Source organism: Synergistaceae bacterium DZ-S4 (genome assembly GCA_025943965.1).
Classification (GTDB): Bacteria; Synergistota; Synergistia; order Synergistales; family Synergistaceae; genus Caenicola; species Caenicola nitritireducens.
Genome location: JAPCWD010000004.1, coordinates 116,465 through 140,351 on the forward strand (window position 1 = coordinate 116,465; position 23,887 = coordinate 140,351).

Annotated in this window: 23 protein-coding genes; 8 read left to right on the forward strand and 15 right to left on the reverse strand. The window is 51.0% G+C overall.

The features are described 5' to 3' along the window. Positions 1-30 precede the first annotated feature (30 nt). From OLM33_03920 to OLM33_03935, 4 genes are all read left to right on the forward strand, one after another. Positions 31-1,449, forward strand: a complete 1,419-nt coding sequence (locus tag OLM33_03920) for an MATE family efflux transporter (GenBank protein ID MCW1712820.1) — start codon at positions 31-33, stop codon at positions 1,447-1,449. Positions 1,450-1,648: 199 nt separating this feature from the next. Next, a complete protein-coding gene (gene iorA / locus OLM33_03925) occupies positions 1,649-3,442 on the forward strand; it encodes an indolepyruvate ferredoxin oxidoreductase subunit alpha (GenBank protein ID MCW1712821.1) in 1,794 nt (597 codons plus the stop codon). Next, positions 3,435-4,028: an indolepyruvate oxidoreductase subunit beta gene (locus OLM33_03930; GenBank protein ID MCW1712822.1), complete on the forward strand. Its 594-nt coding sequence runs from the start codon at positions 3,435-3,437 to the stop codon at positions 4,026-4,028. Before iorA ends, OLM33_03930 begins: the two co-directional genes overlap by 8 nt. 75 nt (positions 4,029-4,103) lie before the next feature. Further along, the gene (locus OLM33_03935; GenBank protein MCW1712823.1) at positions 4,104-5,333 is read left to right on the forward strand and encodes a phenylacetate--CoA ligase; all 1,230 of its coding nucleotides are present in this window, start codon (positions 4,104-4,106) and stop codon (positions 5,331-5,333) included. A gap of 85 nt (positions 5,334-5,418) precedes the next feature. On the opposite strand, the gene OLM33_03940 is transcribed toward OLM33_03935, so the two are convergent. Continuing rightward, positions 5,419-5,811: a ribonuclease HI family protein gene (locus tag OLM33_03940; protein ID MCW1712824.1), complete on the reverse strand. Its 393-nt coding sequence runs from the start codon at positions 5,809-5,811 to the stop codon at positions 5,419-5,421. 73 nt (positions 5,812-5,884) lie between these two features. Between OLM33_03940 and ybaK the strand changes: the two genes are divergently transcribed. Beyond that, positions 5,885-6,364: a Cys-tRNA(Pro) deacylase gene (gene ybaK / locus OLM33_03945; GenBank protein ID MCW1712825.1), complete on the forward strand. Its 480-nt coding sequence runs from the start codon at positions 5,885-5,887 to the stop codon at positions 6,362-6,364. 70 nt (positions 6,365-6,434) lie between these two features. Here the strand turns inward: ybaK and OLM33_03950 are convergent, their stop codons facing one another. Further along, positions 6,435-7,592 carry an iron-containing alcohol dehydrogenase gene (locus tag OLM33_03950; GenBank protein ID MCW1712826.1) on the reverse strand — a complete coding sequence of 386 codons (1,158 nt, stop codon included), beginning with the start codon at positions 7,590-7,592 and terminating at the stop codon, positions 6,435-6,437. Between the two features lie 46 nt (positions 7,593-7,638). Then, on the reverse strand, positions 7,639-8,415 hold the full coding sequence (locus tag OLM33_03955; GenBank protein ID MCW1712827.1) for an A24 family peptidase: 777 nt from the start codon (positions 8,413-8,415) through the stop codon (positions 7,639-7,641). 79 nt (positions 8,416-8,494) lie between these two features. Between OLM33_03955 and OLM33_03960 the strand changes: the two genes are divergently transcribed. Next, on the forward strand, positions 8,495-8,707 hold the full coding sequence (locus OLM33_03960) for a 2-hydroxymuconate tautomerase family protein (GenBank protein ID MCW1712828.1): 213 nt from the start codon (positions 8,495-8,497) through the stop codon (positions 8,705-8,707). Here OLM33_03960 and OLM33_03965 read toward each other — a convergent pair. From OLM33_03965 to OLM33_04020, 12 genes are all read right to left on the reverse strand, one after another. Next, positions 8,704-9,564: a lipid A biosynthesis acyltransferase gene (locus OLM33_03965; protein ID MCW1712829.1), complete on the reverse strand. Its 861-nt coding sequence runs from the start codon at positions 9,562-9,564 to the stop codon at positions 8,704-8,706. The two genes, OLM33_03960 and OLM33_03965, sit on opposite strands and share 4 nt — an antisense overlap. Positions 9,565-9,799: 235 nt before the next feature. Then, positions 9,800-11,080 carry a tyrosine--tRNA ligase gene (gene tyrS / locus OLM33_03970; protein ID MCW1712830.1) on the reverse strand — a complete coding sequence of 427 codons (1,281 nt, stop codon included), beginning with the start codon at positions 11,078-11,080 and terminating at the stop codon, positions 9,800-9,802. A gap of 111 nt (positions 11,081-11,191) precedes the next feature. Next, positions 11,192-12,733, reverse strand: coding sequence for a hypothetical protein (locus tag OLM33_03975; protein ID MCW1712831.1), 1,542 nt, complete (start codon positions 12,731-12,733; stop codon positions 11,192-11,194). 96 nt (positions 12,734-12,829) lie between these two features. Further along, positions 12,830-14,461 (reverse strand): MBL fold metallo-hydrolase, encoded by a 1,632-nt coding sequence (locus OLM33_03980; protein ID MCW1712832.1) that lies wholly within the window; start codon positions 14,459-14,461, stop codon positions 12,830-12,832. Between the two features lie 54 nt (positions 14,462-14,515). Next, positions 14,516-15,901: a sensor histidine kinase gene (locus OLM33_03985; GenBank protein MCW1712833.1), complete on the reverse strand. Its 1,386-nt coding sequence runs from the start codon at positions 15,899-15,901 to the stop codon at positions 14,516-14,518. Then, positions 15,898-16,536, reverse strand: coding sequence for a response regulator transcription factor (locus OLM33_03990; protein MCW1712834.1), 639 nt, complete (start codon positions 16,534-16,536; stop codon positions 15,898-15,900). Before OLM33_03990 ends, OLM33_03985 begins: the two co-directional genes overlap by 4 nt. A gap of 40 nt (positions 16,537-16,576) precedes the next feature. After that, positions 16,577-17,140 (reverse strand): HD domain-containing protein, encoded by a 564-nt coding sequence (locus OLM33_03995; protein MCW1712835.1) that lies wholly within the window; start codon positions 17,138-17,140, stop codon positions 16,577-16,579. Beyond that, a complete protein-coding gene (locus OLM33_04000; protein MCW1712836.1) occupies positions 17,141-17,629 on the reverse strand; it encodes a cytidine/deoxycytidylate deaminase family protein in 489 nt (162 codons plus the stop codon). A 232-nt stretch (positions 17,630-17,861) separates the two neighbouring features. After that, positions 17,862-18,380 carry a citrate lyase holo-[acyl-carrier protein] synthase gene (locus OLM33_04005; protein MCW1712837.1) on the reverse strand — a complete coding sequence of 173 codons (519 nt, stop codon included), beginning with the start codon at positions 18,378-18,380 and terminating at the stop codon, positions 17,862-17,864. Then, the gene (citC, locus tag OLM33_04010; protein ID MCW1712838.1) at positions 18,361-19,416 is read right to left on the reverse strand and encodes a [citrate (pro-3S)-lyase] ligase; all 1,056 of its coding nucleotides are present in this window, start codon (positions 19,414-19,416) and stop codon (positions 18,361-18,363) included. Before citC ends, OLM33_04005 begins: the two co-directional genes overlap by 20 nt. 6 nt (positions 19,417-19,422) lie before the next feature. Then, the gene (locus OLM33_04015) at positions 19,423-20,898 is read right to left on the reverse strand and encodes an AMP-binding protein (GenBank protein MCW1712839.1); all 1,476 of its coding nucleotides are present in this window, start codon (positions 20,896-20,898) and stop codon (positions 19,423-19,425) included. 18 nt (positions 20,899-20,916) lie between these two features. Next, entirely contained in the window at positions 20,917-22,107 is a 1,191-nt protein-coding gene (locus OLM33_04020; protein MCW1712840.1) for a M20 family metallopeptidase, read from the reverse strand. Positions 22,108-22,241: 134 nt separating this feature from the next. Between OLM33_04020 and rarD the strand changes: the two genes are divergently transcribed. Both rarD and OLM33_04030 read left to right on the forward strand, forming a co-directional pair. Next, entirely contained in the window at positions 22,242-23,138 is an 897-nt protein-coding gene (gene rarD, locus OLM33_04025) for an EamA family transporter RarD (protein MCW1712841.1), read from the forward strand. A gap of 116 nt (positions 23,139-23,254) precedes the next feature. After that, a complete protein-coding gene (locus OLM33_04030; GenBank protein ID MCW1712842.1) occupies positions 23,255-23,875 on the forward strand; it encodes a TetR/AcrR family transcriptional regulator in 621 nt (206 codons plus the stop codon). The last annotated feature ends 12 nt before the right edge of the window (positions 23,876-23,887 follow it).

The window sequence follows — 23,887 nt, forward strand, 5'->3', positions numbered from 1 at the left end:
GGACCGAACATTTTTGCAAGGGGAATCCAAATGAAATTTATGAAGGCCATTATGAGGATGACCAGGCTCAGAGGCAAGGCAGATCTGGGTAAAGGCCCTGTCCTGGGTACACTTATAAAACTGTCGATACCATCCATAGCGATGGTGCTCTTCCATACCCTTTTCCATCTTGTTGATACGGTCTTTATCTCATGGCTTGGTGAGAGCCACATGGTGGCGATATCCTACACCTTCCCCGTTCAGATAGGAGTATTCGCTATCCTCGAAGGGGTCGGCAACGGTATGACGTCTCTCTGCGGAAGAAGGCTGGGTGAAGGCAACCTTGAAGAGGCAAGAAACACCGCGCTCGCTGCCATGGGCTTTGCTTACCTGCTCTGTTTGATATGGATACCATTCCTCTTCCCATACACCTCGAACATCTTTTTCAGGACGCTTGGCGCATCTGACCCGGATACCCTGCGGCAGGCCTGGCTTTACAATATGTGGATACCGCCGACTTTCATCCTTATCAGCTTCTCGTATGTAGTGAACTCGGTCTTCAGGTGTCAGGGAAACACGATGATACCCCTCAAATATTTCCTGATCGCCAACGGCCTTAATATCGTCCTTGACCCGATATTCATTTTCACTTTCGGGTGGGGGATAACGGGCGCTGCCGCTGCGACATTCGTGGGCAGGGCGGCCGGGATCGTCTATCTTATAAAAAAATTAAAAACGGACAGTGAAATACAGCTGCCTTTCAAGCCCTGCATAAAACTTTCGATGATGCCCCTGTGGGGAAAGATCTCAGCAATAGGATTCCCCGTCACCCTTTCTACAGCAAGCGTAGCCCTGGGGATGGGAAGCGTAAACAACATACTCTCAGGCACCTTCGGACCTCAGGCTGTGGCTGCATGGATGGTGGGGCTTAGGGTCGAGGACCTGGCCTTCAATACTTTAATGGGAATAAACGACGCGCTTGTCCCTTTCCTCTCGTTCAACTACGGCAGGCGCGACCTTAAGAGAATGAAGAGGGGAATAAGGTCCGGACTTATAATAAGTACCGTGATCACCGGCGGGCTCGGACTGATCGTCTGTCTCTTCCCCTTCCCTGTCATTCAGCTTTTTCGGCCTTCGGAGGATATAGCAAGGATCGCCGCAAATGCGATACGGATAACCATATCAGGATATCCCATGGTCATTTACAGCGTCATATACAACGCTCTTTTTGTCGCGACCGGGTTTTCGACATTCGGGCTGCTTACTCAGATATTCCGTTCCCTGATGATCAGGGTCCCTGCGGCTCACTTTTTGTCGGGCATACTTACCATTGACCATATTTGGTGGTTCCAGCCGATATCATTTTTGGGAGCAGCTTTAATAACAGGACTTTTTTCATGGATACTTCTGCGCAAGTTAAAGCGGGATATGGATGATCCCAAGGTTTCCCCCAGTGTAAAGATTTTTTGACTTGACTTTATTTATTAAAATGATATAAACATTCTGGCAGGAAGAGGGGAGCCTTTTCCGGCGAGAGAAGAGCAAAGATGAAGCTCCACAGAATAGAATAGAATAGAATAGAATAGACAAGGCAAGGAAAACTCTTAAACTTATCAGGAGCCTGTCATTTCTATGGCGGGCTTCTTTTGTACATTGAGGAGGGCTGTTAATGTCCAAACGAGTTTGTATGGGTAACGAGGCGATAGCACTCGGAGCTGCGAGGGCGGGGGTCAGCGTCGTATCGGGCTACCCCGGCACTCCGTCGACCGAAATTATTGAGACTTTGATCCGCGAAAAGATACCCGGTATTGAAGTCCAGTGGTCAACAAACGAAAAAACAGCTTTGGAAGTGGCTGCGGGAGCCGCATACTCCGGGATCAGATCGATGGTCACGATGAAGCAGGTCGGACTGAACGTCGCTGCAGATCCTTTGATGAGCCTTTCGTACGTTGGTGTTGAAGGCGGGATGGTAGTCGTAGTCGCGGACGATCCGGGTCCGTGGTCCTCACAGACCGAGCAGGATACCAGGCATTTTGCCAAATATGCGAACTTGCCTGTATTTGACCCGTCATCGCCTGAAGAGGCATATGAGATGGTCTCATATGCATTCGGCCTCTCCGAGGAATTCAGGCTGCCCGTGTTCCTGAGACCGACCACGAGGGTCTGCCATGCCAGCGCCACAGTGGATTTGGCGGATGTACCTGCCCCTAAGCCCGCCTCAGGTTTTGTTAAACGATCCGACTGGATCATTTTTCCCGCGCTTTCTTACAGAAAACATGGCGAACTTGAACAAAAGCAAAAACTGATATCTGAAAAATTAGGGACCCTTCCCTTTAACAGGGTCATAAAAGGCGGAAGGATAGGCATAGCCGTATCGGGAATATCCTATCTCTACCTGATGGAAGTCATAAAGGAGTTCGGACTGGACCTTACAGTATTCAAGGTCGGCACCCCCTATCCGATCCCGGCAGAGCCGGCAGAGGAATTCTTATCATTAGTCGACCGGGTCATGGTGATCGAAGAACTGGATCCGGTGATTGAGGAACAGCTCTTGCTGCTCTCTGCAGGCAAAAAGGAGATACTGGGCAAAATGACCGCCCATCTTCCCTGCAACGGCGAATACGGTTTTGAACTGATCAGGGATACAGTTCTCAAATTTGCTGGAGTCAAGGGTGAAGATCCACTGATGGCAGAAATCCCTGTACTTCCCGTCAGACCGCCGGTGCTCTGCGCCGGGTGTCCCCACAGGGCATCCTTCTATGCGGCCAAGACAGCTGCCAAAAACTTTGAAAAGACAGTCTACTGCGGCGATATAGGCTGTTACACCCTTGGCAACGCCGCGCCGCTCAACACGGTCGACACTTGTCTCTGCATGGGCGCAGGAATAACGATAGCACAGGGGATAAAGCTGGCGGAAAAAGAGACCAAGTGCATTGCCTTCATAGGTGACTCGACCTTTTTCCATACCGGGATACCCGGAGTTATAAACGCAGTTTATCAGAACACCGACATAACGATAGCGGTGCTCGACAACCACACGACTGCAATGACAGGAGGCCAGCCGCACCCCGGAACGGGAAGGACCGCGATGGGCATGCCGGCAAAGCCGCTTGATATAGAAAAAATCTTGAGGGCATGCGGAGTGGAGCACATATCGACAGTTGACCCGTTCAAATACGATGATACTGTCGATGCCTTCAAAAACGCTCTTGAGCACACAGGGCCTTCGGCTGTTATTGCAAAAGCGCCCTGCATTGCCCTCATAAGGCTTCCGAAAACCGTACGAAGAGTCAACGGAGCCTGCATTGGCTGTCTCAAATGCATAAAGCAGCTGGGGTGTCCCGCAATGTCTGCAGGTGAAGACGGAAAAGTGTCGATCAATGAGCCCATATGTACAGACTGCTCCCTTTGCGTGAATGTCTGCCCCGTGGGTGCCATAAAGAGGGTGGACAGAGATGCTTAGCAGTATAGTCATAGCAGGTGTGGGCGGCCAGGGAACGCTGCTTGCCTCGAGAATACTTTCGGAGGCGGCACAGAGAAGGGGCCTATTTGTCCGGACTTCGGAAACTATAGGGATGGCGCAGAGGGGCGGATGTGTCTCCAGCCACCTTAGGATAGGCTCTGAAGAGATCTCGCCCGTAATACCGCTCCGTCATGCCGACATCCTTATAGGATTTGAGCCTGCCGAAGCAGCAAGACAGATCAACAGGCTTAAGCCCGGCGCATCGGCTGTAGTGAACACAGACTGCATAGTCCCTACAAATGTTGCCCTGCGCCTGGGAGAGTATAACTGTGATCAATACATAGATGCCATCAAAAGGAATATCAGGCGGGTATTTTTTATTAATGCCGCCTCCCTGGCGATCAAAGCGGGAGACGCAAAGACCCTCAACATGGTGCTCCTAGGACTTTCATCCGGCGCTGGCATGCTTCCGTTCAGCGATTCAGAGATAGCCGCGGCTATGAAGTGCTGCATCAAACCGGGGCTGCTTGAAATGAACAGAAAGGCCTTCATGCTGGGGGCTGAGACGGCGGGAAATCTGACATGAGAGGTATATGCATTAAATAAATAAAAATTAGAATTAAGAAGAAACAGTATCAAAAGAAGAGCGGAGCTGAGAGCAATGAACGAATTGTCAATAATGAGCCAGTGTTTTGCCCAGGTGAGAAGAGTTGCGAGATGCAGTCCGATGTATATCGAAAAGTTTAAGGATATCCCCGTCGATACCATGATGACGAAGGACCAGTTCGAGACGCTGCCTTTCACCACAAAACAGGACCTCCGGGACGCATATCCGATGGGGATGCAGTGTGTCCCCAACGGACAGATCGTGAGGGTGCATTCTTCATCCGGAACTACGGGCGTTCCTGTGATCATTCCTTACAGCAGCCAGGATATTGAGGATTGGGCGGTAATGATGGAAAGGTGTTACCAGTTCGCAGGAGTCACAAGGGAAGACAGGGTCCAGGTCACGCCCGGATTTGGCCTGTGGACGGCCGGGCTGGGTTTTCAGGCAGGTGCGGAACGTCTGGGAGCCATGGTCATCCCGACCGGAAGCGGAAACACGGACAGGCAGCTCCAGCTGATGCGGGACCTTCAGTCGTCAGTTCTTATCGGTACATCGTCCTACGGACTCCTTATCGCCGAAGAGGTCGACCGCAGGGAGATGAGAGACGACATTAAACTGAAAAAGGGCATTTTCGGATCCGAAAGATGGGGAGACAAGGTGAGGGAACGTATCTACAGGAGCCTGGGCATAGAGTTTTTCGACATCTACGGCCTTACAGAGATATACGGACCCGGCATAGCCATAGATTGTCCGGAACATACAGGTATGCACTACTTCAGTGATTTCATCTACTGTGAGATCATCGATCCGGCAACAGGCAGGGTGCTGTCTGACGGAGAGCAGGGGGAGATCGTGATCACTACCTTCAGGAAGGAAGCTGCTCCGCTCATACGTTACCGGACCCACGATATTTCACGCATCGTCCCGGGAACCTGTCCCTGCGGTTCGCCGTACCCCAGGCTTGACAGGATAGTCGGCAGAAGCGACGACATGATCAAGGTAAAGGGTACGAACATTTACCCGGCGCAGGTGGAGGCAATACTTAGAAATATTGACGGCTTCTCGAGTGAATACAGGATAATCCTCGACAACGAAGACCTGAGGGACAGGATGATCGTTCAGGCCGAAGCTTTTGACGGGACCGAGACGGAAGAGCTCGAGAGGGAGCTGGAAAGAGCCTGTAAATCGGGTCTGGGGATCAAGATCATACCTGAGGTCATGAAGATAGGAGACCTCCCGAGGAGCGAGAAGAAGACCAAAAGGGTGATAGACAACAGGGGATAGCGCCAGGCAGAAAAAAACAACATATGCGGACCCCGGGGCAGTTGGTGGAATCAGCCCGGGGTCCGCTGAGATATAATAATAAAAATCACTTTGCCCCGTCGATGCCTTCATTGGATAACATGTCGGCACGCTTGTTCTCTTCCCTGGGTATCCAGTTGTAGGATATATCCATCCCCTCGGCAAGATCCCACGCTTCCCGCGCAAGGAGCCTGAGGTGAGGAAGGTTTATCTTCCACTGCCGCGAGATCTGGCTGACTACAAGCTTGCTGTCCCCGAAAACCCTAAGGGAGCTCACCCCGTGATTTTTTGCCGCTTTGAGCAGCATTATCAGAGCCATGTACTCGGCTTCGTTGTTGGTCTTATCACCAAGGAAACATGATGCCTCCCATACGACCTTTCCCTCTTCATTTATCAAAAGCGCTCCGGCTCCTGCTTTTCCGGGGTTGCCTCTTGAGGCACCGTCAAAATAACCTTCCATCAATATCCCTCTCCCACACTCAGATAGATGCGCTATACTTTATTATTATATATTACTGCATCGGGGGAATAATATGGCTTCTCTTAAAAAGACAAACGCTGTAAGGATCCTGGAAAACGCAAAGATCCCCTTTGAACTGATCGAGTACGAGGTCGATGAAAGCTCGCTCTCGGCGGAGGATGCTGCCTTAAAAACAGGTGTTCCGGAGGAACAGACGTTCAAGACGCTTTGCGCAAGGGGTGACAGGACGGGTGTTATGATGGTATGCCTGCCCGCCGGCAGGGAACTGGACTTCAAGGCTCTCTCCGCTGCAAGCGGCAACAAAAGCTCCGAACTCGTTCCGCTAAAGGAAGTACAGCCGTTAACCGGCTACATCAGGGGAGGCTGTTCGCCTCTCGGGACAAAAAAGAAGTATCCTGTTTTTATCGACGAAAGCGCCTGCATGTTTGACTATATAACAGTAAACGCAGGACAGAAGGGGCTTCTTTTTAAGATAAGTCCCAAAGACCTTATCGCAGCCACCGAAGCAAAAACAGCCGAGATAACAAGATAAAAAATCAGATGGCCGGCCATCGCTGAATGCCGGCCATCTGATTTGAATGCTGCATATGACTTCTTGCCCGTCACCAGGCCTTTTCATATATGGCCCTTACTGATTCAAAATCAAGCGGGCGGGGATTGTTTGACATCAGCCTGACCTCCCGTAGGGCAGCCTTTGCCATCTCCGGTGCCGCATCCCTGGGTATCCCGAACTCCCTTAGCCTTGTCTTTACCCCTATCTTTTCACCGAGCTCGACTATTCCCCGGAGCGCCGCGTTGGCTGCGTCGCAGGCTGTCATCCCGTATGAGCGCAGACCCATCGCCTCCGCTATCGGGATGAACTTTTCCTCGCAGCCTTCCAGGCTGTACTCCATGACCCATCTCAGAAGTGCTGTATTTGCTTCGCCGTGCGGCACATGGTACTGCCCGCCGAGAGGGTATGCCATCGCATGTACCCCCGCTGTCCCGGACATAGAAAAAGCCATCCCCGCCGTCATGCTTCCGTAGGACTGGGCCTCTCTTGCATAGAGGTTATGTCCGTTGAGGACGCACTCTGTGAGGTTGGAATAAATGTTTTTTATTGCGATCAGTGCCAGGTCCTGCGTGAAACGATTAGTTCCGAGGGAGAGAAAAGCTTCGACGCCGTGAACTAGGGCGTCCATCCCCGATGCCGCAGTTATATGCGGAGGAAGGTCAAGGGTAAGTTCAGGGTCAACAATTGCAATGTCTGCGACCAGGAACCTGCTGGATATTCCCTTTTTCATCTTCTCCTCAGCGAATGAAAAAACGGCAACGGCGGATACCTCCGATCCGCTCCCCGATGTAGTCGGTATCATTATTGTCGGGAGACCTTTTCGGGGGATCTTCTCGCTCCCTACCATCTCAGAGACTTCTATATCAGGATTTTCTGCCATCACGGCAGCCATTTTTGCAAAGTCCATGGAACTTCCGCCCCCAAAGGCGATAAGAGAGTCGAAAGAACCTTCTCTGATGTAAGAGACGGCATCTTCCAGAAGTTCCACAGGGGGCTCCGGTTCCACCCTGTCCCAGTGCCCCGGCATCATCCCAAGTTCAGAGCACCCTTCCATCAGGCATGCGAGACGGCTGCTTTTTGCCATCTGTGTGCCGGTTATGAAGAGCGGCCTTTTCGACCCGAGTCGCAAAGCTTTTTCAGGCGCCTGACGCGAAGAGCCTGACTCAAAGATCACTTCCTGCGGCATCCTGAATCTGAACGGTTTCATTAAATTTGTGTCACAAGCCGAAAGAACCATGTAATTTACACCCCTGTCATATATTGGACCAGGGCCAGCCGAGGCTGAAACCCAGGTATTCAAAGATAAACCGCCCTGTGAATATTGCCAGGATGCATCCGGCTGCCAGATAAGGGCCAAGTGCCACCGCATCCTTCCTGCTGAGTTTTTTCGCGGCCAGTAGCGGGATCACTATCGCTCCGCTTGACATAAAGCCAAGATAGAGGCTGAGAATGGTAAGCTTCCATCCCAGAAGGGCTCCGACCCCAAGCATCATCATCGCGTCTCCCATGCCCATGCCGCCGCGGCTCAGCAAAACGATAGCATAAATAAAGAGAAATCCCAGCGCTGCTCCCATCGCTCCGTCGATCAGGGCGGAAAATCCTCCCGAAAGCCTTGCAAGCATTGAGACAGCGGTCATTGCGAGGGCCCACGGATCGTAGATGTAGCCGCTTTCGATGTCTGTGAGAGAGTGGAAGAGCATAAAGAAGAGAGCAATGAAAGAGAAGAGCAAAGGTGTATCGATGCCCCAGTACCATACCGAGAGCGCTCCTATAACCCCTCCTGTAAGCTCGGATATGAAATGCCGCGGAGGTATCGGGCTCCTGCAGGTACGGCAGTGTCCGGCAAGCACCAGGTAGGAAATTATGGGAATAAGGTCGAAGAAATTAAGCTTTCTTCCGCACTTGTCGCAGACGGAGCGCTCGTTGCCCCACCATTTTTTCTCTGACACAGTACGCATAGCCGCGGCATTGATGAAAGAACCTATGACCGCCCCTGCGGCAAAACCCATGAATATGGTTATACTTTCCATGTGGACACCCCTCTTGGCGGAGGTTAAAATAAGCCTGCAAGCGCAAGATCATAACTACATTCTGCAGGAGATGAAAGCCATGCCCATCGTAGTAGTGAACATCAAAGAGGGTCGCACACTGGAACAGAAGCGCGACATGGTGACGAAAGTCACCGATGCTCTTTGTGAGACTATGGAGGTCCCTAAAACGTCAGTCCGCATAATCATCAACGAAATGGCAAACGACAATTTTGCGATCGCCGGCACCCTTATATGCGACAACCCGGATGCCCAGGTCAAGAAAAAGAGTTAGCCGGAAAAGAGCTCCTTGAACCGCTTGTGCTGCCATAGGTACTGTTCAGGCGCTCTGCGAATAATTTTTTCCAGCTCCAGATTCACTTTGGCTGTAAGTGATCTAAGCGTTGCCTCCCGGTCCTTTGTTTTTTCCCATTCGATCGGGGGGCCTATCACCAGTTTGAAACGGAACGGCTCTATCCTGATACACTGGTACGGCAGAATGGGAGCTCCCGATATCCAGGCAAATACTGCAGCTCCCTGAAAAGTGCTCGTCTCGTGTCCGAAGAAGGGGACCAAGATCCCGTCTCCCCCGCCGTGTTGGTCTGCCGCAAGACCTATCAGTTCATTTTTCCTAAGTATGCCGACAGCTCTCGTCATCGGCTCATCTTTCCCCAGTGTACGAAGACCGCCGTTTCGTCTCAGCGTATCTATAAGCTCCCGCTGGAAGGGATCGTCGGAATGACGGACCACGCCTACGCCCCTGCAGTTCCTTCCCAGCCAGGCCGCGGCATGTTCCCAGTTTCCGCAGTGGGCTGAGACAACAATTACTCCTCTGTCGCCGGCAAAAGCCCGGTCCATGTGTTCTCTTCCTTCGATCTCAACGATCCATTTGTCAACGAGGGAGGGATCTCTCTGCCATGAGAGCATTTCTATGCCTGTCCATATCATGCTCCTGTAAGATCCGTCAAGCATCTTCCTTTTTTCGGCGTCAGTTTTTTCCGGGAAAACGAGTTCGATGTTTTTTTGTGCGACCTTTTTCCTTGGCGCGATGAGCCTGACAGGGATGAAAAGGAAATAAAAAAGAGCCGTGGCTCTCCATCCCGGTTTTATCATTTTTGCAAAACGGATAAAATATCTGAGTTTCCGATCCATATCAAAGCTCCTAATAATTTACATCTGACTTCAGGTGGCGGCAAAAAATAAAGGCGGCAGGATCATCAGTTTCAGTCCGTTTAGATCACGGTGCATCCAGGGACATGGCATGCCGGCTGCCCGTTCAAAGAAGGTCCCTCAAAAACTGAAAAACGCTGGAAAGGTCTTCTGTTTTTTTTCAGATCGCAACGATCCCCGCGCTGCATGCTCCTGAAATGGTTCTAAAGGTAAAATCTCAGTCTCCGAATTTGACCAGTCTGAAATCTTTCTTGCCTACCCGCAGCTGAACATATCCACCGCTAAGGAGGTCTTCTGACGAAAGCTGCCTTGTCTCTTCTGTGACTTTGTCTCCGTTGAGGTAGACTCCGCCCTCTTTTATTTTACGTTTTGCCTCACCCTTTGAGGCGCATCCGCCTGAAAGCACAAGAAGATCTGTGATCGGGCCGCCGATCGCCAAGCCGGTCTCTGCAAAAGGGATCTCTGCAGACAGTGTGCCAAGGAGTTCGGCATCTGCTTCCCTTATGTCCATTTCTCCGAAGAGTATGGCGCTTGCGTCCTTTGCCCTTTTCGCGGCATCTTCTCCATGAACCCTGCAGGTAAGGTCCAATGCGAGCTTTTTCTGGGCCACCCTTAAATGCGGATTTTTATTGTGATCTTCGATGATGGCGCTTATTTCATCAAGTTCCATGAATGTGAAAAGCTTATATAGCTTTTCAAGGTCGCTGTCGTCGACATTTATCCAGAACTGATAGAACTTGTATATGCTTGTGCGGTGTGTAGAGAGGTAGACGGCTCCGCTCTCAGATTTTCCAAACTTCTGTCCCTGTGCGTTGAGCAGCAGCGGGAACGTAATACCGTAGCACTGGCCCCCTGATTTTTTGCGCGCGAGGTCCATGCCCGCGATGATGTTCACCTGCTGGTCGTTCCCCCCCATCTGGAGGGTGCAGTTCAATTCGTTGTACATGTGGTTGAAGTCGTATGCCTGCAGAAGGATGTAGGAGAGCTCAGTGTAGGTTATCGACTTGTCGGGGTCGAGTACCCGGTTCCTGACGTAATCCCTGTTGACAAGAAAACTTACGGAGAAGTATTTTCCTATGTCCCTGAGGAACTCTATGTAATTGAGTTTTTTGAGCCACTCGTTGTTGTTTACAAGGATCGCGCTGTTCTCCCCGCAGTTGAAATCAAGGAAGTGCTCCAGCTGTTTTGCTATCCGGCTTACGTTGTAACTTATCTCTTCCTCGGAGAGAAGGTTTCTCTCCGCGCTTTTGCCAGAAGGGTCGCCGATCCGCCCTGTGCCTCCGCCGGCAAGGGCTATTGGACGATGTCCGAGGCGCTGCATCCAGGCAAGCCCCATTATCGCCACGAGGTTCCCCACGTGGAGGCTGTCGGCGCTTGGATCAAAGCCGATATAACCTGTTACCATGCTTTTCATAAAGTGCTCCTCAAGCTCTTCGTTGTGGCTGCTCCACTCGACGAATCCACGTTCCTTCAAAACATTCAGCGCATTGCAGTACATTTATTTTTCCCTCCGGTTATATTACAGTCAGTTTATTGTTTTTTTGGACATACAAACTTAGTCCCACAACACCAAGTATCTCTGCCCGAGTGGTCAGGGCATAAAAGCCTGCTATTTTGAGTCGATGTACCAGTCGATCCTTCCCGACTCCGCTGTCTCCCATACAATAAGGGCCTTTCCCATTCTCTTCAGGACATTTCCAAAAGAGTCCGAGATCCCCTGATCAAAGGGGGAGAAAGATGAGTCAGGCTGGAAGATGTCCTCCGTGTCACCTTCGTAGTACCCTTCGTCGTTGATGTCCGGCTCGTTCATGAAGGCATTCATTTTAGTCATGTCGCTCAGGGCGGCACCTACCTTGGGCAGGTCTGCAACCAACCATCCCACTGCCTTTTCGTTATCTTTCAGGAATCTGCCCAGACTTACCTTTCCTTTGAGAGATTCGGGCGAGAGGAGGCCAAGGACTGCTATGTTTTCTTTGCCTGCACCCACCACAGAAAAAGGCAGGTTCGTGCTGCCGCCCAAATCGAAACCGGCAAGCGGTTTAGGTTCGGCGCCGAAGAATAATTTGTTCCAAAAAGCATCTACCAGTTCTGCCATGAGAGCTTTGTCACCGGTAAATTGCACCATGATACCCGGCAGAGAAAACCAGAGAAGCTTGTTGTATCCGCCAACCGAGAAAATAGTCTCCCCTGACAGTATCTTCTGTATTTGTTTGTCTTCCAGTCCCATTGATGAGCCAAGTTCGCCGATCGTCTTGAGCGGGAAGGGCCACTCTTTCGGTGATCCCTTCAGTTCAGGGAGGTTCATGCCCGCTGAGAGAAGAAGCGGGTCAGGGATGATGGAGTTTGCAATATCCCACGTCTTGGGCTTGAGTGACTTAAGAAAGATCGGAGAGATCCTTTTGTCGAGTCCTTCTGTCCTCCAGACAGCTTCACCTGCTTTGCCGGACTCTTTGTCAGCCTTCTGCGACCTCCAGGAGACCCTCAGCGTCAGAGGTTCTTTTCGTTCCTCCCCAGCAAAAATGAGTCCCCCGTCAGATATGATCATATGTGCCGGCCAGGATTTTTCTTTTTCCCATATTTTCTTTGGAATGCCCTTTACAGAACCCGATCTCACGTCGAGCATCCTGGAGAATGAATCCCTGTCATGGGTGATCAGTGCAATATCCCTTTCGGTCCTGTAGAAGACTGAGCTGTCCCTTGTCCTGACCTCCCACGAACTTTTGTCTCCCGCTTTTATGGCCTCGGCGGATCCCAGCTCCTTTTTCCAGGAAGGTGGGAACTCACCCTTTGAGAGCGAAGCAGTATCTTCCTTATCAAGCCTTACTACGGCAAAGATGTCAATGATGCCGTCTCTGCTGTTTTCTATAAGGACAGCACACTCTTTTGCGCTTCTCGCAAGAGAGAGGATAATACTTCCTGAAGATCCTTCCCTGAAGAATGCATACTGACCCTCCGTAAGGAGAGCGGAAAGAGAAACAGGATAATATCCTTCTTTCGCCTCAAAGAACGCGTAAGGATCGGATCCTGAAGGGAGCGGCAGCCTTGATGCAAGGACTGCAGGACCTTTTGTGCCGATATATGCAAACAGGCCAAAGAGCACGGCCGCCGCCGTACATGTGATCAGTACAAACAATTTGACCTTCTTTGACATCGGTCTCTCTCCTCTTCTGTGATAATTCTCTGTTGCTCATGGTCTGCTTACCGCGACCAGGGTATTATATCCCTATTGCCGCCAAAAGTGGAAAGATCACGCGGTTTTCCTGTCTTCCTCTCCCAGCGACGAAGCCGCTTCCAGCAATGTTTTTGCAGATACGAGAAGCGGCATTATCTTGGCATAGTCTTTGCTGTCTATGGTCAGCCTCTGTATTTCGTCTGCCTTTAGCGTTATCGAGGCAAGCAGCTGCGCGATGTCCTGCGGACCGAGTTCGAGCCTGTCGATTATCCGCTGTGAGATGACTGGCATCCTGACCGGCTTTTCCTCTGCAGGGGCAAGCAGGTCTATAGTGTCATTGAGAGCGGGCACCATTGCAGCGTATCCCTTGTCATTGAGTCCCATTGCGAGGGCTTTTGCAGACTTGGGCTCACCATGGACCACTACGAACCTGGTCTTTTTGGGGAAGTTTGAGGCCCATTCCAGGAGATCGTTCCTGTCAGCGTGGGCAGAAAAGCCGTTCAGTGTGTGGAACTGGGCCTTTACCGACACATCTTCCCCGGCGATCCTTATCTCCTTGGCTCCGTCGACAAGCCTGCGGCCAAGCGTTCCATGGGCCTGATATCCAACGAAGAAAACATGCGTGTCCGGTTTGAAGAGGTTGTGTTTAAGATGGTGCATGATCCTGCCGCCCGAGCACATCCCGCTTCCCGCAAGTATTATCCCGCTTTTCTCTTCGTTTATCGCCCTTGATTCGTCAGCGCTCCTGATAAACTGGAAATTTTCTGGTTCGAAGGGGTCGTCACCCTTCAAGAACATCTCTTTAAGTTCCCTTGAGAGGTGCGGAATGTACTTGCCGTATATTTCGGTCACTTTTACCCCCATCGGGGAATCAAGGTAGATCTTCGGCATCCTGAGATCCGGGTATTTTTTCTGAAAACGGTCGAGTTCGTAGAGTACTCTCTGTGCCCTGTCCACAACAAATGTCGGCACGAGGACTTTCGCGCTTGTTTTGAGGGCCTCTTTAAGCGCTTCTTCAAATTCTGTCCTGGTGTCCTCAAGTGATTTATGAAGCCTGTCTCCGTAAGTTGATTCGATCAACACGAAATCTGCCTCTTCGATCAGGGTCGGAGGTTTTTCAATGACACCTTCATGCGGCCCCAGGTCTCCCGAAAATACTACCTTAACAGCCTTGTCGCCGTTGTTTTCGGATACCCATGCTTCAATTATGGAACTTCCAAGTATGTGGCCGGCCTCGCGGAAGCGGACTTTGAGGCCTCCCATGATCTCAATAACTTCGTCATAAGGGATGGGAGAAAGGAGACCCAGCGAGTCCTCCACTTCATTTTCTGTGTAAAGAGGCTCGACCGGAGGAAGTCCTTTCCTGCTGTTTTTTCTCGTCCTCCATTCAGCTTCTTCTCCCATCAGCCTCGCTGAATCCCTCCAGAGTATCTCGACAAGCTCCGACGTGGCAAATGTGCAGAAGATCTTCCCCTTGAACCCTTCTTTGACAAGCAGGGGTATCCTTCCGCTGTGGTCGATGTGGGCGTGTGTCAGGAGAAGCGCGTCGATCGAAGAGGGGTCGAAAGTGAAGGATTCCCCCTCATGTTTCTCCTCGTCCTGTCCCTGGTGGAAGCCGCAGTCCACAAGGACTTTGTATCTTCCTGTCTCTATCATGTAATTTGATCCGGTAACCTCTCCGGCCGCTCCGTGGATTTTCAGCTTCAAATCATTCGCCCCTTGGGCTCCCACCTTTCGATCTTTTTGGAAAACGTATCTGATTTATTGTACTGTCACTAACGGCAGTTCACAACGAATTACAGTTCCTTTCCCCGGGGCGGAGAATATGCTGAAATTGCCCCCGACAATGGACATTCTTTCCCGCATGTTTGAAAGACCCCTGTGTCCCTGCACGCGAAGTTCGGTGAAGTTGTCCGCAACCTCGAAGCCTTTTCCGTCGTCCTCTATCTGTAGGAGGATCATTTTGCCCGTATTTTTCAGCGAGATCGATACATTTTCAGCCGCGCCATGCCTTGCCGAATTGTTGACTGCCTCCTGAGCGACCCTGAAAAAAGCGAGGGTGACATCGTCTGTGAGGTCCGGGATCTCCTGCAGATCAAGGTGTATCTTTATTTTGAGCTGGGCGCTCTGTCTCTCGGAAAGTTCGGTAAGAGCCTGAACTATTCCCAGGTCAAGCCAAGGCGGAGTCAGGTTGTTGCAGAGCTCCCTCATCTCCCTTACCCCTGCCATAGCTACTTTTTCTGCCTCTTCAAGTTGCTTTTCCCTCTCTGCCGGTGAGTCCATGTCAAGAGAGAGGAGCCGGAGTCTCTGTATCAAAGCTGTAAGATCCTGCAGCGGACCGTCATGTATCTCGCGGGATATCCTCGCGCGTTCCTCTTCCTGCACCTTTACCAGATCATTGACGTATCTGCGTGAAAGCCTGACCTTTTCTATCGCCGAATTAGCCAGGACTACCAGGGCCTCTCTGAGTTTCTGCAGTTCCGTAACTGCTTCGGGAGCGTTTTTCAGGGGGACCTCTTCTCCCCACTTCAGCATCGAGACCTCCTCTTCGAGGTCTTTAAGGGGCATTATCACTTTCTGCCACATTATGTAGACCGAGAAGATCCCAATAAGCCCGAGGATACCCATGATAAAGGGCCAGAAAGTTGTAAGTGAGACCATGGGGCCGAGCAGCTTGTCCCATGAGACGGCTGCGAGGACAAAGAGGTTCCTCTGCAGCATGGGATAGACTGCTATCGTGTACCACCTTCCGTCTGGTCCCCTTATTTTCTGGGGTGACATTACTGAGATAGGCATGTCCCATATTATCGAGAGTATCGTGACGTCCGGTGACCCGTATACCAAATTGCCGTCGCTGTCAAAGACAGCGAACATTCCGGGCACTGCCATCTCGTCGGCCATCATCTCACCGAGTCCCAGTATCCTGGATCTGTACTGGTTTGGCTGCCATGTTCCGTCAGTTCTCAGATCCCACTGCGAAGATTCGAGCCTTGCCGCAGCCCCCCTTGCCAGATTTTGTACATAAGAACCTGCGATCCCCTCCATGGTATTTTCGAACTGACAGAAGCCTATCCACGCAAGGAGAAATGCTCCGAGGCTTGGCAGAAAAACGGCTACGGTCAGCTGAAGGAGAAGGTTTCTCCTCAATCGAGCAGTTCCTCCAGTGTGACTATTCCGTATTTAAGTGACAGGAGCATCGCTTCTGTCTTGTTTTTCGCTCCCAGTTTGTCATATATCGAGGCCAGGTGGGTCTGAACGGTCCTTTCGCTGATGAAAAGCTGGGTGGCTATCTCTTTTCCGGAGAGTCCCCTCGCTGCAAGCAGAAGGACTTCCCTTTCTCTGACCGATACAGGTTCCGGTACGAAATCCCCCTCCTGCTCCACAGCATTTGCAACCTCACTGTCAAGGTAAAAGCCTCCGCGGGCTACTATCCTTATAGCCTTGGAGAGGGTGTCCATGCTGGCAGTTTTCAGGACATATCCCCTGGCCCCGGCCCTGAGAGAGGCCATAACGTACTGCTGGGCGTCATATGAAGTCAGCATCAAAGATGCGACTGGAAGCGAGGCATCTTTGATCTTACGTGCAAGAGCGACTCCGTCGATGCCCGGCATCCTGATGTCAAGAAGTGCGACCTGCGGTTTGAGCTGTTGGATCCCTGCCCATGCCGATTCGCCGTCTGCGTAGCTTCCCAGTATGTTGAAGTCCGTCTCCTTGGCCAGATATGCTTTCATTCCTTCCCTGGTAAGCGGATGGTCATCGGCCAGTACCAATGAAATTGACATTTCGTATCCTCCCTCCGTTATTTTTGATTCTTCCAACAGTTCAGGAACCAAGTCCTATCTCTTTTTCTACAGGCCTCAGGGCCAGTATTGTCTGTTCTATGAGCGTTTCGATAGGGATGTCCAGCAGCTCCGATCCCTTTTCGATGACCTCCCTGTTGACGCCCCTTGCGAATGCCTTGTCCTTCCACTTTTTCCTGACTGATTTTGTCTCCAGGTCCTGGAGCGATCTGCTTGGGCGGACAAGGGCTACTGCCGTTATGAATCCGGTAAGTTCATCTATGGTGTAAAGGAATTTTTCGCAGAGGGTCTCAGGTCTTATCCCGGAGTACTCCCATCCGTGGGCAAGCACCGTGTGTACGAAATCTTCAGGATAGCCTTTTTCCCGGAGCATTTCCCCGCCCTTCATCGGATGAGTCTCTGTGCTGGGAAATTCTTCCCAGTCGATGTCGTGCATGAGACCGACAAGGCCCCAGTAGTCCTCGTCCTCCCCGTTTTCCCGGGCAAACCACCTCATTGCCGCTTCAACAGCGTATGCATGGCGGATATGCATATCTTCCCTGTTGTGTTCCTTAAGGAATTCAAGTGATTCTTCTCGTGTGAACATCTATAAGCTTCCTCCTGTTGAAAAATTGTTTTCAGTGATACTCTCTTCGGGTATACAAAGCGTTTCGACTCCGGATTGGGATATTATCTCCCGGGAAATTTTGTCCGGGTATGGGTTCAGATATACTATACGGGTACAACCGCAGTTGATAAGGGCTTTGGTGCAGTATACACAGGGTTCGTGCGTACAGTAAAGCCAGCATCGGGCTGTTGAGACTCCCGCGTAGGCGGCCTGTGCTATGGCGTTTATCTCGGCATGCGACCCCCGGCAGATCTCGTGTCTCTCGGCTGATGGTATCCCGAGCTTCTCCCGAAGGCACCCCGCCTCCTCACAATGGATTATTCCCTTTGGCGCACCATTGTAGCCTGTGCTGAGGATCTGGCGGTCCCTGACGAGCACAGCTCCCACCTTTCTTCGCAGACAGGTGCTCCTGCTTGCGACTGCCTTGGCTATCATCAAAAAGTAGCTGTCCCAGTCCGGACGGTCCAATATATTTTCCTCCCCGGCAGATATTCATCTATTGCATAAAGTATAGTTTATATTGGGACATTTATGTTGATAAAAGGGTGCCGGCCGATTAAATTTCATCTCTGCAAGGCATGTCCCGGCGTTAAGCCCCCGGCATCCGTTATCTATGGAAGCAGGGAAATGCTAACTTTACGCACACCTAATTGAATTTACACGCAGGATCGATTTTTTGCGACAGGAAATTACGGAGATATCAGATGTTTTTGATAAGTTTTTTAACTGCGGCCCTAAGGTCACTGTAAGCGTGGCTCATCTCCCTTGCACATTCCTTTGCCGTCCTGCCGCACAGTATGCAGCTTCGGGCGGGAAGACCCAGGTCTGACCTTGAGATCGATTTTCCGCACACTATTATGTCGATGTCGAGGATACGCCCTTCGGGAGAGCATTCCTCCAGATCTACAGCCACTTTTTTTGCCCTTTGCGTGTCAGATCCCCACCCGCGGAAAAATCCGATCCAGCACAGGCCGGCTTCATTTGAGATCATATCCGTGCGAAAGGGATCAGATCCCCATCTGAGGGAAAAGAGGAGAGCAAACTTTTCTATAGCCCGACAGTCATTTTTGATCCTTTTGGGGTATCCCGGGATGTTGAGGGTGATCTGGCAGGCAAATACGCCTTCAGAGAGGTGATGGTCCCTCGCTTTGGCCCTCTCTTCCCTTCCGGAAAGGATTCCGGAAAGGGCCTCTCCTGTGTCAGTTTTCATTATGTTCATGGATCAGTTTTTCGGCGACGGTCCTGCCTTTTTCGGAAGATAGGTAGTCCATTGTGACAGAAGGGAGCATTTTTTTTAGTGCTTCAATGTCGTTTTCAACGATTGCCCTTCTTGCCCTTGAGGCCGAGACAGCTGTTCCCGAAATGTCGTTCAGCCGAATTATCTCCACAACTTCAACTCCCCGGGGAGGAAGCACCTTTTTCATCATCTCATTGTACTTTGCGGTAGTTGGACAGAAGGGTTCTGTCCCGACAAAACGTTTTTTTATCAGGAGCTCTGGCACGAAAAGATTCGCAAAGAGCGTTGCGTCAAGTTCTGCCTGTCTCTCTGCAACAGATGCCAGCCCCTTATCCTTCAGGAAATAAGTCGGGAAGGTGGCCCTTGAGACGGCGTAGTCTCCGCTTGGAATGACCTTGACGTTCCTGAGGTCTCTCGTGCCCTCTTCCACAAGCTGCAGCCGGTCACTGAAGGGGAAGAGCGAGACGTCTTCCTGGACTATGATCACATAGAGACCGTCACATTCTCCGGCCGCCTTCTCAATAAGATATCTGTGCCCGAGCGTGAAGGGGTTGCAGTTCATGACGGAAGCGCCGATATTTTTACAGCCTGCGAAGGTCCTGTTTTTCCTGAGCATCAGACGGTAATCATCTGATGATGGATGCCCGGACTCCATAAGGACTATGGTATCTGTCCTTGCCAGTTCGCTGAATCCCAGGGAGGCAAACTTGTCTGCCATGTCACGCTTCGTGTAGACGAAAAGGTGGAAGATCCCGTTTTCTCTGGCGTATCTCAGCAGATCCGAAATGACCATTCCGGAAAGCCCTGCCTCCTGCCATTCCGGGTCGGCAGCGACCATCTTTATCACCTTGCCCTGAATGCTTGCCGTGGCAATTATCTTTTCGTCAGTATTTTCGACGACTGCAGTACAGTCAGGCGAGCCTTCAAATGTCAGTCCGTTTATCCCAAGCAGCGATTCCACCTGTTTTTTTTCGTTCCTGCTGAGATCCCTGATAGTCCTTGTCTGAAGGCCAAACATCGGGTCCTATTCCTTCTCAAGCTTTCTTTTGAGGATCTCACCGATGCTCGATCGGGGCATTTCTGAAAGGAAATCGATGATCCTAGGTACCTTGTAATAGGAGAGTTTCTTCTTGCAGTGTTCGGTCAGGTCCTTTGAAGTTGCCTTATCATCCTTTTTCAGAACGACAAAGGCCTTTACGATCTCTCCGCTTATAGACCGCGGGACCCCTATGACTGCAGCTTCTGCGACCGCGGGATGCTCAAGGAGGACTTTTTCCACTTCCTGTGCGTACACCTTGAATCCCCCTACAAAGATGACCTCTGTCCTCCGTCCTACGAGATAGAGGTATCCCTCATCGTCGAATCTCGCGATGTCGCAGGTATCGAACCATCCGTCGACGAACCTCTGGGAGGTAAGTTCCGGATTGCGGTAGTAGCATTTTGCAACATTGTCCCCCCTGATCCAGAGGTGTCCCTCCGAACTGGCCGACAGGGCTTCGCCTTCATCGTTCCTTATCTGGGCCTCCACACAGGACAGAAGCGTCCCTACACTCCCTGCTCTCCTGTTTTCTATTCCCGGGGCTATAGATACAACTGATGCGGCTTCGGTAAGTCCGTAGCCCTCTATTACCGGCACTCCCAGAGCTTCCTGCGCCCTCTTGTCGAAATCCAGCGGCAGCCTGTCACCCCCCGACAGTATGTATCTGAGTGTTCTGGGCGGGGTTATGCCCCTGGCGGCGGCTCCCAGGAGGAGGGAAATTATGGTAGGGACTGCCGGCACTATTGTCACAGCGGCATTCCTCATGGCGTCCATTGCCGCTTCTGGAGGCATGAACGTCGGAAGGACAACCTGACAGGTCCCTTTTACAAGGGGAATAAGAGAACCGCAGACGAAACCGAATGCGTTGAAATTGGGAAGGGCGTTGAGGAAGACGTCATCGTCGGTCAGTTTGCCAATGTGATCGACACACGCATTTATGCTTGCATAGAGGTTGGAATGCGACAAAGGTACTGCCTTGGGTTCGCCGGTGGTGCCGGATGTGTAAAAAATGACTGCAGTGTCAGAGGATTCTTCTTCGGACGTTCTGCCGGCGATGCTCTCGACAGGCGCATCCAAAGCAGTGACCACACATGGTATCCCTTCCTCTGAGATCAGAGGCACTATGCCGGAAGACCCCCTGTAAGTAATGGAAGCAAACACATCAGCGTGTTTCAGCTGTTTTATAAGCGAAACGTAGCCGCTTCTCGGATCTATCGGCACCACGGTGCCGCCAAGCTTCCATATGGCAATTACGGATGCGAGAAGAATAGGACTGTTCGGAAGAAGGAAAGCCATTCTCTGTCCTGCCTTGAAACCGCTTGCCCGAAAACCTTTTTCGCACTCTTCGATCAGTTCCAGGAATGCGCCGCCGGACCACCATGTCTTCTGCCACCAGATAAAAGGTTCTGCCTTAAGTGATTCAAGGTTTGATATTATGATATCTTCAAGTCTGGGAGCCAATGCTTCCCCTCCACTCTATTAAAGCGTCAATCCCATGTATGCTTCCCATGCCGCCGAGAAAGGCAGCATACTCTCCGGGACGTCATATCTCGGATGATGCAGGCCGTACTCCAATCCAGTCCCCATCAGCATAAAGACAGAGGGTACACAGGAACTGAAGAAGGAAAAATCTTCCCCTGAGAGCAGCGGCCGTTCAAGCATCTTAATACCATCCTCGCCGAAGAACGGAATGCCCGCGGCAAGGATCTTGTCTACCATTTCAGAGTCGTTGTCCACCTGACCGTAGTTTCTCGTGTATTCGACCGAAGCCAGCCCCCTGAAGGCTTTCGCGATCGCAGGAGCCATGTTTTCTATCCTTCCCTGCACGAAGTCCCTCGTTTTCGGGCTGAAAGCCCTGAGAGTCCCCCATACGTTGACCTGCTCCGGTATCACATTATAAGCGAAACCTGCCTCGACGTGTCCGAAAGATACTACCACGGGTTCTCTAGGGTCGATCTCTCTGGTAAGCATAGTCTGTATCGCTATCACGATGTGCGATGAAATAGTTACGGGATCAACTGTCATGTGGGGTTCGGCAGCGTGGCCGGCAGTGCCTCTGATGTCGATGTGTATCTTGTCTGAGAGGGCTGTAAGGACTCCCCTGCGGAGGAAAAGCTCTCCGTACGGAAGCTCTGACCACCAATGCAGCGAAGCAGCGCTTCCTATGTCGAAAGTCTCAAGAAACCTGTTTTCTACAAGGGTCCTCGCTCCGCCCCTTCCTTCACCGGCAGGCTGAAAGAGCAGGACCACTTTTTTCTTAAGTTTGTCCCTGTGGAGAGACAGTACCTTTGCAGCGCCGAGCAGGGAAGCCATATGAGCGTCGTGGCCGCATCCGTGCATGAGTCCGGGCATGCATGAGGAGAAGGGAAGTCCCGTCTCTTCTTCAACGGCTATCGCATCCATGCAGGAGCGCAGCAGTATGGCAGGTCCGGGAAGGTCATTGCCCAGTATTCCGATGACTGCGGTGGGTATGGCAAAACCGGAGACGACCTCCATGCCCTCGATCGACTCAAGGACTTTGGTGATTTTGGAGGCGGTAATATTTTCTTCGAAAGCAAGTTCGGGGAACTGGTGGAAATCCCTTCTCCAGTCCTGCATTTCCTCTGAAATGTTCTCTGCATCGGCCAGAAGCCTTGCTCCCAGAGCAGAGAGTCCTGAATCTTCAGACATATCGTATACTTCCTTTCATCTCCGGAAAGCACTAGATGAATAATGGCTAAGTTTATCACAAATATGGGATATAGTGTACAATTGGTCAGTCGGAAGGCTTTTCGGTTCTATGAAAGACGGAGGATGCGGATAATGTGGACCAGAACTCCAAAGGAATAATCGCCCTTTTTTCAGCCTACATCATCTGGGGGGCAATGCCAATATACTGGAAGGCCATCGAAGCTGTCTCTTCGTTTGAGATACTTGGACACCGCGTGGTATGGTCAGTTGTTTTTACTTCCGTTCTTATCGCGTTCAATAAAAACTGGCAAATCTTTAAAAAAATGCTCAGATCTGGGAAAAGAGATCTGTTCTGGCTGGCTGTAGGAGGCTTCCTCATCTCTTTCAACTGGGGCCTATATATATGGGCAGTCAATGACGGAAGGGTCCTTGAGACAAGCCTTGGATACTTTATCAACCCGCTTCTGAGCATGTTTTTGGGGATGATTTTCTTTAAAGAAAAACTTAACAGGATACAGACTCTGGCACTGGCACTGGCTGTCCTCGGCGTATCCATCGAGCTTGCCGCGGCAGGCTCACTGCCTCTCGTCTCCCTTGGCCTCGCTCTCTCTTTCGGCCTTTACGGCGTCCTTAAAAAGACAGTCAGAGTGAGCCCTGAAATAGCTCTCTTCACAGAGACTCTGACAGTGACCCCATTTGCGATGGCCTGGCTTATTTTTCTGCAAAAAGAGGGTGCTTCGTCTTTCCCATATGACAGCATGACGAACCTTATGCTGGCAGGCTCAGGGATAATGACTTCAATACCCCTGCTCATGTTCGCTTACGGGGCGTCACGCGTTCCGCTGACGACCGTAGGCTTTGTGCAGTACGCCACCCCCACGCTGAGCTTTGCGGTCGGATTGCTGATATTCAAGGAAGATATCCATATAAACAGGGTCTTTACCTTTATGTTTATATGGGCTGCCCTTGCCATGTATTCGGCGGATCTCATCTTTTCAGGCAGAAAGAGCGCTAAGAAAGACAACTCCTGACTTTTTCTTTTCAATTTCTTTCCGGCCCGGGTAAGATCGACCCTTTTCTGCTATTGACTTACATACCCTAGAGTATGTATAATTCGCTATGCAATTTTTTATAAGGATGTGATGTGTTGCCTAGAAAGACCAAGGAAGATTCCCAATTGACCAGAAGCAGGCTCCTTGAGTCGGCCCTTGATGTCTTCTCAGAGAAGAGCTTTGCCGATGTGACTCTGAGCGAGATAGCGGAGAGGGTCGGCATGACTAAGGGAGCTCTCTACTGGCACTTTAAAAACAAAAACGATATTTTTCTGAAGCTGGTGGCAGAGATATGCCTTGATGCGGAGAGGCAGTTTTCGGAAAAATACGGCGAACCGAAAACATTGGCCGACCTCAGAGATCATTACAAGAGAAGACTTGTTCCACCGGACAAAAACGACAGGTTTATGAAGATCCATGCGCTGATGCTGAGGAGGTTCGAATGGCCCGAAGAAGTGCAGTCGAATATATTCAACATCCTTAAAGACCAGATAAAAAGGGAAAAAAAGATGGTGAACGAGATCCTTCTGAAGTCACGGGAGGAAGATATCATCAGGCAGGACATACTGACAGAGGATGTCGCCGGAGCGATAACGTCGGTATTTTACGGCCTCTTCATACTGGCGCTGAATGAGATAGTTGCCGAAGACCTCTCAAAGTACGCTGATTATATCTGTGACGCTTTCAGGAAAGACCTGACAGCAAAAGAAGACTGAACATTTTTATTA

What these genes read in the sequence shown, in the direction of transcription:
- OLM33_03920 (MCW1712820.1), top strand. Translation starts at nt 31, where the DNA reads ATGAAATTTATGAAGGCCATTATGAGGATGACCAGGCTCAGAGGCAAG.
- iorA (MCW1712821.1), top strand. Translation starts at nt 1,649, where the DNA reads ATGTCCAAACGAGTTTGTATGGGTAACGAGGCGATAGCACTCGGAGCT.
- OLM33_03930 (MCW1712822.1), top strand. Translation starts at nt 3,435, where the DNA reads ATGCTTAGCAGTATAGTCATAGCAGGTGTGGGCGGCCAGGGAACGCTG.
- OLM33_03935 (MCW1712823.1), top strand. Translation starts at nt 4,104, where the DNA reads ATGAACGAATTGTCAATAATGAGCCAGTGTTTTGCCCAGGTGAGAAGA.
- OLM33_03940 (MCW1712824.1), bottom strand. Translation starts at nt 5,811, where the DNA reads ATGGAAGGTTATTTTGACGGTGCCTCAAGAGGCAACCCCGGAAAAGCA.
- ybaK (MCW1712825.1), top strand. Translation starts at nt 5,885, where the DNA reads ATGGCTTCTCTTAAAAAGACAAACGCTGTAAGGATCCTGGAAAACGCA.
- OLM33_03950 (MCW1712826.1), bottom strand. Translation starts at nt 7,592, where the DNA reads ATGAAACCGTTCAGATTCAGGATGCCGCAGGAAGTGATCTTTGAGTCA.
- OLM33_03955 (MCW1712827.1), bottom strand. Translation starts at nt 8,415, where the DNA reads ATGGAAAGTATAACCATATTCATGGGTTTTGCCGCAGGGGCGGTCATA.
- OLM33_03960 (MCW1712828.1), top strand. Translation starts at nt 8,495, where the DNA reads ATGCCCATCGTAGTAGTGAACATCAAAGAGGGTCGCACACTGGAACAG.
- OLM33_03965 (MCW1712829.1), bottom strand. Translation starts at nt 9,564, where the DNA reads ATGGATCGGAAACTCAGATATTTTATCCGTTTTGCAAAAATGATAAAA.
- tyrS (MCW1712830.1), bottom strand. Translation starts at nt 11,080, where the DNA reads ATGTACTGCAATGCGCTGAATGTTTTGAAGGAACGTGGATTCGTCGAG.
- OLM33_03975 (MCW1712831.1), bottom strand. Translation starts at nt 12,733, where the DNA reads ATGTCAAAGAAGGTCAAATTGTTTGTACTGATCACATGTACGGCGGCG.
- OLM33_03990 (MCW1712834.1), bottom strand. Translation starts at nt 16,536, where the DNA reads ATGTCAATTTCATTGGTACTGGCCGATGACCATCCGCTTACCAGGGAA.
- OLM33_03995 (MCW1712835.1), bottom strand. Translation starts at nt 17,140, where the DNA reads ATGTTCACACGAGAAGAATCACTTGAATTCCTTAAGGAACACAACAGG.
- OLM33_04005 (MCW1712837.1), bottom strand. Translation starts at nt 18,380, where the DNA reads ATGAACATAATGAAAACTGACACAGGAGAGGCCCTTTCCGGAATCCTT.
- citC (MCW1712838.1), bottom strand. Translation starts at nt 19,416, where the DNA reads ATGTTTGGCCTTCAGACAAGGACTATCAGGGATCTCAGCAGGAACGAA.
- OLM33_04020 (MCW1712840.1), bottom strand. Translation starts at nt 22,107, where the DNA reads ATGTCTGAAGATTCAGGACTCTCTGCTCTGGGAGCAAGGCTTCTGGCC.